Consider the following 9,440-nt stretch of genomic DNA (forward strand, 5'->3'; position numbering starts at 1 on the left):
CCGCCCTGGCCTTCCCATATTCTGTGCGTCTTGCGCTTACGGCTCCTCCCACAGCGGTTCCCAGTTACAGCCATCGTCCTCCACGGAGTCCACCCGCGCCATAACAGTCGGCCAGCGCCCGCGCCGGTTCTCCCCCCCTCTGTCCGCACCTTCACCTGCTGGGCGGCGGCATCCAGCGCGGAGACGTCGCCCCGGACCGATTCCAGCGCTGTGAGCCGCGCCTCCGCCCGGTCCAGGCGCATCCACAGGAGCAGCCAGCCCAAGGATATCCCAAAGAGCCTGCTCATGGCGGCAAGTTTCTCCAGCTCCGGCACACTGCCGCTGGGAGACGGCCTGTCGGCTGGCGCCCAGGGCCTCCCCCAGCACCTCCTGGGAGAGGCCCCTCTCTTTTCGAAGCAGTTGGATATGCTGTGCAGCTTCATCGTGATCCCGCTCTTTCCTGCGTACAGCGTATCACAGGGGGTAAAGGATGGCACCCAAGTCTTGCTTTCCTTCTATCAAGCAGGGCTTGCGGCCGGCTTTGACCCCGCCAAAAAGAGCAGCAATCCCCCGCCGCAGGCTATGGCGCCCAGCAGCAGGGCCTGCCCGCATCCCGCATCCGCCATCCGCCCAAAGGCCGGGTTCAGGACCAGGGATACCAGATCCATGACCATGGCGTTGCAGGAGAGCTGCGCAGCCCGGGCGCCCGGCTCTGCAGCGGCGTTCTGGAGAGAAAGGGCCAGTGGAGAGAATAGGGCCGCGGCGGCCCTGAGCCCCAGGACCCCCGCCACCGCCGGCAGGGGGGCGGGGCACAGCGCCGTCAGGCACGCCGCGCCTGCACAGAGGAAGAGGAGCGCGCCGCCCCGGCGGCGGCCCAGACGCCTGGTGAGCCGGTGGGAGCGGGCCCCGGCCAGTGCGCAGAGCGTCGCCAGCATGGAGAGCCAGCCGAACGCCCGGACGGGGAGCCCGGCGCGCTGATAAAGGAGCTGGCTGAGAAAGACGGTGATGAACTGCGCGGTCTCCGCCAGCAGAGCGCTCCCCGCCAGGAAGGGGGTCATGGAGAGGCTCCGGCGGAGCAGCCCGCCCATCCCCGGCCGGGGCGCGGTGGCCGCCGGCTTTTCCCCATCCTCCTCCGGGTCGGTGAGCAGAAGTGTGAGCAGCGCGGCGGCAGAGTAGCTGAGCACAGTCCACAGGGCCCCCCGGCGGTAGTGCTCGCTCAGAAAGAGCGAGGCGCTCATCCCGGCAACCAGAAGGCCCGCGGTCTGCACGGCGTTCCAGAGTCCGAAAATGCGCTGGCTCTCCTTCTCTCCCACGCAGGCGAAGAGGTAGGCCGAATCGCATCCGGAGAGCCCCGCCAGAGCCACGGCCAGGATGAGCCGCTCGGCGAGGAAGTCCGGGAAAGCCCGGGCCTTCCAGAATACCACCTTGGAAAGGGCGAAGAGGGCCGAGCAGATCACCAGAGTCCGGCGGTGACCGATGCGGTCGGCCGCCCGTCCCCAGGGGATCTCCAGAAGAAGCATGGCGGCCAGGGAGATGGACTCCAAAAGGCCGGTCTGGAACAGTGTGAGCCCGGCCTCCAGCCGGTATAGGGTGGCTACGGGACTGTAGAAGCACAGTCCCTGCAAAAAATAGACAGCAAAAAGGAGCGCAACATTGCGCCGATTCCGTACCATAAAAATTCCTCCTGTTTCAGGCCTTGTTTGAAAATGGTTTACGAGCCCCAGGCATCACAAAGCACCCGCCGCGTTGCCAGCGGGGCAAAACAGGTGGAATTTTCAGGTGGGACGGCGCATATGCGGCGCTCCTCTCTTCAGGATTTCGTTATTCCCGGCCGGGGCTCTTCCGCAGTAGATATCCGGTCAGGGGTGGCAGCTCGACCACGGCCTCGCCGGTGTCCGGATCGGTCGGGAAGCACAGCAGGCCGCCGATTTCCGCGGCGGACCAGGGAAGGGTCACCCGGGCGCACTCCCGCCCGGCGTTGCAGGCGCACAGGACGGTATCCTCCTCCCAGGTGCGGGTGAAGGCCAGCACGTCTCCCTCGGCCGCCGTATAGCACAGCGCTCCCCTCCGCAAAGGGGCTAACTCCCGCCGGGCCTTCCCCAGGGCCCGGTACCAGGCGATCAGCTCGGCATCCTCCTCCCCCCAGGGGTAGGTGCGGCGGTTGAAGGGGTCTTCAAATCCCTCCATACCCGCCTCGTCCCCGTAGTAGGTGGTGGGGCTCCCCGGGAAGGCATACTGGACCAGTGCGGCCAGCTTCAGCCGCCGGACGCCCAGCGCCCGCTCCTCGGGTGAGAGCCGGTGCTCGGCCCGCCACTGCTTGCTCTCCCCGCCGCAGTCCCCGCCCACCCCCAGCAGGGTGAGGATTCGGGGGGTATCATGGGTGCCCAGGGAGTTCATGGCGGAATAGAAGGCAGCGGGCGGATAGTTCTCCCGAATGGTCTCCATGCTCTCCCGGAACTGCCCGGCGTCCCCGCCCAGCAGCCAGGCCAGCAGCGCATTGCGGAAGGGGTAGTTCATCAGCCCGTCCAGATGTCCCCCCAGAAGGTGCCTGCGGCGGACGCCATAGGCGATTTTGTTGGACCCGTCCTCCCACACCTCGCCGATGATGACGGCCTCCGGCTTGGCCTCCCGGGCGGCCCGGTGGAGCTTTTCAATAAAAGCGTCGGGCAGCTCGTCGGCCACGTCCAGCCGCCATCCGTCGGCCCCGGCCCGGAGCCACCGGCGCACAATGCTGTCCTCACCCTCGATGATATAGTCCACATAGTCCTCCTGGCTCTCGTTGACGGCAGGGAGGGAGTAGATGCCCCACCAGGCGTCATATTGATCCGGCCAGCGGTTGAAGTGATACCAAGGGTAGTAGGGGGAAGCCTTGGACTGATGGGCCCCCAGCTCGGGGTAAAAGCCGTCCCCGTTGAAGTAGCGGCTGACGAACCCCTGGTGATTGAACACGCCGTCCAGCATCACCCGGATGCCCCGGGCCCGGGCGGCGGCACAGAGGTCCTTGAAGTCCTCGTTGGAACCCAGCATGGGGTCCACCCGCTCGTAGTCGGCGGTGCCGTAGCGGTGATTCTCCGCCGCCTCGAAGATGGGGCAGAAGTAGAGGGTCTCCACCCCCAGACTCTGGAGATAGTCCAGCTTTTCCTCCACCCCCGCCAGAGAGCCGCCGAAGAAATCCCGGTTGCGCACCTCGCCGCGGGCATCGGGCTGCCACACCGGCTCCTCGAACCAGCCGGTGTGAACGCTGCGCCCCCCCACCATGCCGGCGGGATCGGGCACACAGGTGCGGCGGAAGCGGTCGGGGAAGATCTGATAGGTGACGCCCTCTCCAAACCAGGCCGGAACGGAGTGGGCGCCGTCGTAGACGGTGAGCTGCCGTTCGGGAAGCTCCAGCGCCTTTCCGTCCAGCCGCTCCAGGCGGAAGGAGTACCAGACCAGGCCCACATAGTCCCCGGTGTCCAGCGCACAGGAAAAGAGATCCCGGTCCCCGTCCAGCCCTGTCCAAGGCATGGGCACTTCAGCAATCTCCTCCCCCCGGAACTCAAACCGCGCCCGAAGCACGGCCCGGGACCAACCACCGGCGCGGCGGGGGCGGAGGGTGAGGGCGACCCGGGTCCCGGAGGGCACCGCCCCATAGGGAGTCTTGCACCGGGGGTCTCGTGCGTTGAAGATGGAGGGATCTATCATGGTATCAACTCACAAATCAAAAATGGGGGCGCTACCGCAGCAGCGTGTTCTCCCCCTCCACGGTCTCCATGCCGCTGCCGGAGGAGAAATAGTAGTCCAGGATCTCCACGGCAATGCTACTCAGCGTGGAGCCGGAGCCGCCCTTTTCCACCACGATAGCCAGAGCGATCTCCGGGTCCTCGTAGGGGGCGAAGCAGACAAAGACGGCGTTGGACTCGGTGGCGCTGCTCACCTGGGCCGAGCCGGTCTTGGCCGCCACCTGTATGTCCAGGGTGTTGAAGCCGTAGCTGTAGGCGGAGCCGCCGGGCTGGGTCACCATCAGCATGCCCCTGGTGACGGCCTCCAGGTTTTCCGGGTCCAGGTCCAGCTCGTTGAGGACCTCCGGCTCATACTGGTAGACCACCTGGGAGAAGTCGCTGGATTTGACCTCCTTGAGCAGGTGGGCCGAGTAGTGTGTGCCGCCGTTGGCCAGGGTAGCCACATAGTTGGCGAGCTGGATAGGGGTAAACTGGTTGTTCTCCTGGCCGATGGCGGCGGGGAGGGTATTGCCGTCGTACCACTTCTGGCCCAGGGATTCGGTGTAACCGGGACCCGCCACGTGACCCTTGCTCTCATAGACCTCGATGCCGGTGTACTCCCCCAGGCCGAACTTCTGGGCGTACTCATCCAGCAGGCTGATGCCCAGGCGGCGGCCCACATCGTAGAAGAAGATGTTGCAGGAGTCCCGGATGGCCTCGGAGACGTTCTCCTTGCCGTGGGTGCGGCCGTACTGGCGGTAATACCAGCACTGGGGCTGGTAATCCTTGTAGTACGTATAGCGCCCGGTGTCCAGAATCTCATCCGTCGGGGTGATGACGCCCTCCTGAAGTCCGGCGATGGCGGTGACCATCTTAAAGGTGGAGCCCGGGGGATAGACCCCCTGGGTAGCCCGGTTGAACAGGGGGTTGAGCGGGTCGTTGGCCAGCTCAGTGTAGTTCTGGAGGAAGGTGGACAGATCATAGGTGGGATAGGAGGCGGAGGCCAGCACGCCGCCGTCATTGACGTCGATGACCACCGCCGCCGCGCCCTGGGTGTCCTCGGATTTGAGGGCGCCCACACCGTCTGCCAGGGCCCGCTCCACTGCCTCCTGGAGCTTGATGTCCAGGGTGGAGATGACATTGCAGCCGGGCTGAGGGGCCTGCGGCTCGCCGGTGCGCTCGTCGATCTTCCAGTTGTCGTCCGCACTGACCACCTTGCCCTGGTCGTTGGTCTCGATGGCCCGCTTGCCCGGCACACCGTGGAGATAGGACTCAAAGGCCTGCTCCATACCGTCCTTCCCAACGGAGGCGTTATAGGGGTAGTCCAGCGCCTGATAGATATTGTTCCACTCATCCGAGTCCATCAGCCCCACCCGGCCCAGCAGATGGGCGGCATAGGAGGTGTTGTACTCCCGGACGGTGGTGGTGTCGATGCTCACCCCTGAGAGGGACGCCTCCTTCACCTTGACGATAAAGGCCATCTCCACATCCTGAGCAAAGACGTAGCTGCTCCATGTGATCTCCCGCGAGCGGAGGGCAAGCTCATAGAGAACGCCCACCAGGTCCCTGGCCTCCCCGTCGGAGAGGGCGGGGTCCACCTGATAGGTCTCCCGGAGCTTGGCGAGCAGGCGCTCGGCGGAGGGGAGGGCGGGGGACTCGGCGCTCTGCAGGGCTTCCAGCTCCTCCGCTGTGGGGACCAGCCCGTCCCATTTCATCTTCTCGGCGTACTTTCTCAGATTGCCGTAGGCGCCTTCCGCCGTAAAGACGTAGGGGGCCGACCGGGAGACGGGCAGGGTGTCGCTCCACGTCACCGACTCCTCCCGGCAGATCTCCAGCAGCCGCAGGAGGATCGCATTTCTCTCCTCCCCCATAAAGGAGGTGTCCAGGCTTACGTTGTAGCTGGCCCGGTTGCCGACCAGCACCCGGCCGTAGCGGTCCAGGATCTGCCCCCGGGATGCCTCCACAGTCTCGGTTTTCGCAATCTTCCGCCGGGACTGCTCCAGATACTCCGCCCCGTGGACATACTGGAGGTCGTAGAGGACCCAGAGAAAGCCCACCAGAACGGCCGCCAGCAGTACCATCACGCCCCGGACCCGGACATGGAACTGCCGCCCGTCCATCATGGGTTCCTTTTTCCCGTTCATAAATACCTCCTTGCCGCGGCGGCAGCCTGTGCAGCAGCAGGCTCTACAGCCGCAGAAAGTGGATGATGCGCCTCCGCACCCAGGTAAACCAGGGATAGAGGAGGCACGCGAAACAGAGTGACCAGAGGACCTCCGGCAGAGCCACCCGCAGCAGGGCGGGCAGGGGGGCAAGGCCCGTGAAGAGTCCGGTAAAGACCCGCACCGTGTCGATGAGGACCAGACCGGCGGCGGCGCACAGCAGGCAGCCTCCGAAGTTCCGGCTGAGGACATACTGGGCGGCGGCGCCCGCGCCCCAGCCGATGAGACACAGGCCCAGCGTCAGAAAGCCGTGGCCGCCGAAATATACCGCGTCGCACAGGACGCCCACCGCCAGGCCGAAGCCCGCCCCGGCCAGCGCGCCCTCCAGCACAGCCACCGCCACGGCGGCCACAGGCAGCAGCATGGGGGCCACGCCCAGCACCGGGAATCTCCCCAGCACAAAGGTATCCATCCACCAGACCGGCAGCAGCGCCAAGGCGTAGAAAAGCCATTTCAGGATAAAGTCCTGCCTTGTCAAGGGCTGAGCCCCCCTCTACTCCACAATGTCAAACGCTTTGATGATAAACACCTGTACCAGATCGTCCAGATCCGCCGCCGGGACAATGACCGCGTAACGGGACATACCCGAGGCGTCGGTGTGAATGGACTCGATGGTGCCCGCCACCAGCCCGGAGGGGTAGTTGCCCCCCATGCTGGAGGTGAGCACCAGGTCTCCGGTGATGAGCTCCGTGTTTTCCGGCAGGTAGGTGAGCTTCAGCTTCCCCTCGGCCATCAGGGTGAAATCCCCCTCCAGCACGGCGGTAGAGTCGGTCCGGGCAATGAGCGCCCCCATCTCCAGGGTGGCGTCCGTTATCGTGATCATGGTGGACCAGTTGGCGCCCGCCTCCTCGATGATGCCCACCAGATTCCCGGCCTCGTCCACCACGCAGTTTCCGGCCTGGACGCCCTGCTCCGCGCCCTTGCTGAGGGTGAGGGTGGAGGCCCAGTTGGAACTGCCCCGGGCGGTGACGGTGGCGGACTCAAAGTCAAATTCTCTGCGCTTTTGCCGCAGCCCCAGCAGCGTCCGCAGCCGCTCGTTCTCCTTGCTGTCCGCCTCGCCCTCCCGGGCCTTGGCCTCCAGCTCGGCGATCTCCTTCCGCAGCCGGGCATTTTCCGCCTGAAGCTCATCGTATTGAAAGGAGTAGTTATAGATCCCCTCCGCCCAGCCGGCGAAGGAGGAGATCCCATTGCGGATGGGGGTGGTGATCACCCCCAGTACGTTGGCCAGGGGGTTGGGCACCCCCTGGAGCACATAGGAGCTCACCGCCGTGATGGCGGCGAGCAGCACGGCGATGACCAGGATTAGGGCGCCGTTGTTTCGGAAAAAATCCTTCAAATCCGGTTCTCCTTCTCAGTGTCCGTCGGGGGACAACAGCTCCACACCGAAAGCCCGCAGCATCCGTCCCAGGCGGCACAGGGGCAGGCCCATAACGTTGAAGTAGTCGCCCTCCAGCCGCTGGACCAGCAGCGCCCCCAGGCCCTGGATGCCATAGGCGCCGGCCTTGTCCATGGGCTCCCCGGTGGCCACGTAGGCCGCGATCTCCGCCCCGCTCAGGGCGCGAAAGGTGACGTCGGTGACCTCGTGCTCGGTGCACACCGCCCCAGGCCCCGCCAGCGTAAGGCCGGTGTAGACCTGATGGGTCCGCCCGGAGAGGGCGGCGAGCATACGCGCGGCCTCTTCCGGACTCGCCGGTTTGCCCAGGACGGCCCCCTCCAGGGCCACCACGGTGTCGGCGGCCAGCACCAGACCGTCCTTGGGGGCCTCCCGGACCACCGCCGCCGCCTTCCGTGCGGAGAGCTCCTCCACCATTTCAGCGGGGGTGAGCCCGGGGCGGACCGACTCGTCCACATCGGAGGCCCGGATCACAAAGCCCCGCAGGCCCACCTGCTCCAAAAGCTGACGCCGCCGGGGAGAGCCGGAGGCCAGAATGATCTTCATCGCCGTATTCCCTCTTTCTGCGGACGGCGGCCGGGGCCGCCGTCCGGGTTTGAACGTCATTTCCCCGTGGAGCCAAAGCCGCCGGCGCCCCTCGCCGTCTCATCCAACTCCTCTACAGGGGTCAGGGCGGCACGGACCACGGGCACCACCGCCAGTTGGGCAATGCGGTCCCCCGGCGCTACGGTATAGGGGGTCCCGGACAGGTTCACAAGCCCCACTCCGATCTCCCCCCGGTAGTCGCTGTCGATGACCCCCACGCCGTTGGAGAGGGCGATACCGTGCTTGATCCCCAGCCCGGAGCGGTCGAACACCAGGGCCACATACTCTGCCGAGGGGAGCGCGATGGCGATGCCGGTGGGGAGGAAGGCCCGTCCCCCTGGCGCCAGGGTCACCGCCTCGTCGATACAGGCGTGGAGATCCATGGCGGCAGCTCCCGCGCTGGCGTAATAGGGAAAGGGGATCTCCGCCCCGATCTTCGGGGACACGGCCTTGATCTTCAGTTCCATCCTATCCATCCTCCATTCCGGTTATTCCACATCCCGGTAATAGAGCCCCCGGGTAAAGTCGTTGGGCTCATACCGTCCTCTGCCCAGATACCGTTCCGCCACCTGGACGCACTCCCGGGGATTTTCCGTGGTGAAGAGCAGCCGGGCCCCCCAGATACCGGCGCGGCGGTAGTCCGCCTGCTTGTCCACGAGGAACAGCTTCTTAGCGTTCAAAATCTCGTTCCGACAGCCCGGCGCCTTCACCACCGGGAACCGCTCTCCCTTCCGGTCTGTGAGCAGATTGGGATTGCCGCAGGCACAGCGGCCGGAGCGGTTCCGAATGATGCAGTTCTCCGTGAGCATCAGCGGGAGCCTGCCGTACACCAGCATCTCCAGATCGATACACTTGGAGAGGTCCCGGATCTGGGCCAGCTTGAGCTCGAAGGAGGCGGTGCAGGAAGCAAAACCGAAGCGCTTGTACTCCTTCAGACTCTGCGCGTTGTAGACCCCCAGCCCGAAATCTCCCCGCAGGGCGAGCCCAGCCTCCCGGGCCGGGGCGATCAGGTCCAGCGTGCCCACCAGGGCGTCGGTCACGCCCAGACCCCGGACCACCGCCAACTGTCTGCGCAGCTCCTCCCGCTCGCGGTCCCAGCAGACCCGCGGCAGCGTGACCCCCACCCGTCCTCCTTCCAGGGCCAGGCGGACGGCCTCCGGATGGGCGGCGGCCTCCTCCAGGGGGAGATAGAGCAGGGCGGGGCGGAGCTCCGTCAGCTCGCGGGTGAGCTGGTCGGCCCGGCGCAAAGACATGGTGAGGACGGGGGGCTCCCGGCGGTTCTCATACCGCACACCGGCGTGAACGGTCCCCAGCTCGGGCGCGGCGGGTGTGCCGCGCTCCCGCGCAAGCCCCTGCAGCACCTCCCGCCGCAGGGCGTTGAGGGCGGCCACAGGCACGGAGAGCTCCGGTTCCACCAGCGCACGGACCCGGGTACACAGGAAGGGCGTGCCGCCGGTGCGGGAGAGCTGTTTCTCCACCGTCTCGGCGGTGAGCGGCCGCGTCCGCGCCGCCTCCGGCCCCGCGCCGGAGGCGGTGACGGTGTGCCCCACCTCGTCGTGG

Annotated in this window: 9 protein-coding genes; all 9 read right to left on the reverse strand. The window is 66.2% G+C overall.

Annotation, left to right across the window (positions count from 1 at the left end; translation table 11 throughout):
- Positions 1-422 (reverse strand): hypothetical protein (locus tag ABUA09_RS16325; protein ID WP_349949531.1); only part of this gene is annotated, 422 nt, incomplete at its 3' end.
- A gap of 75 nt (positions 423-497) precedes the next feature.
- On the reverse strand, positions 498-1,652 hold the full coding sequence (locus ABUA09_RS16330; protein WP_058116840.1) for an MFS transporter: 1,155 nt from the start codon (positions 1,650-1,652) through the stop codon (positions 498-500).
- 148 nt (positions 1,653-1,800) lie between these two features.
- The gene (locus ABUA09_RS16335; protein WP_075704978.1) at positions 1,801-3,663 is read right to left on the reverse strand and encodes a glycoside hydrolase family 13 protein; all 1,863 of its coding nucleotides are present in this window, start codon (positions 3,661-3,663) and stop codon (positions 1,801-1,803) included.
- Positions 3,664-3,694: 31 nt separating this feature from the next.
- Positions 3,695-5,824, reverse strand: coding sequence for a penicillin-binding transpeptidase domain-containing protein (locus ABUA09_RS16340; protein ID WP_242943970.1), 2,130 nt, complete (start codon positions 5,822-5,824; stop codon positions 3,695-3,697).
- 43 nt (positions 5,825-5,867) lie between these two features.
- Complete coding sequence (gene mreD, locus ABUA09_RS16345; protein WP_033119278.1) at positions 5,868-6,380, reverse strand: rod shape-determining protein MreD; 513 nt, start codon at positions 6,378-6,380, stop codon at positions 5,868-5,870.
- Between the two features lie 15 nt (positions 6,381-6,395).
- A complete protein-coding gene (gene mreC, locus ABUA09_RS16350; protein ID WP_033119277.1) occupies positions 6,396-7,238 on the reverse strand; it encodes a rod shape-determining protein MreC in 843 nt (280 codons plus the stop codon).
- A 15-nt stretch (positions 7,239-7,253) separates the two neighbouring features.
- Positions 7,254-7,841, reverse strand: coding sequence for a Maf family protein (locus tag ABUA09_RS16355; RefSeq protein ID WP_195973652.1), 588 nt, complete (start codon positions 7,839-7,841; stop codon positions 7,254-7,256).
- A 56-nt stretch (positions 7,842-7,897) separates the two neighbouring features.
- A complete protein-coding gene (gene dut / locus ABUA09_RS16360; protein ID WP_195614742.1) occupies positions 7,898-8,347 on the reverse strand; it encodes a dUTP diphosphatase in 450 nt (149 codons plus the stop codon).
- Positions 8,348-8,368: 21 nt separating this feature from the next.
- Positions 8,369-9,440, reverse strand: a 1,072-nt coding sequence (locus tag ABUA09_RS16365; protein ID WP_349949532.1) for a U32 family peptidase, incomplete at its 5' end; no start/stop codon positions are given.

The organism is Intestinimonas sp. RTP31139st1_F5_RTP31139_211217, assembly GCF_040226735.1.
Taxonomy (GTDB): domain Bacteria; phylum Bacillota; class Clostridia; order Oscillospirales; family Oscillospiraceae; genus Intestinimonas; species Intestinimonas butyriciproducens.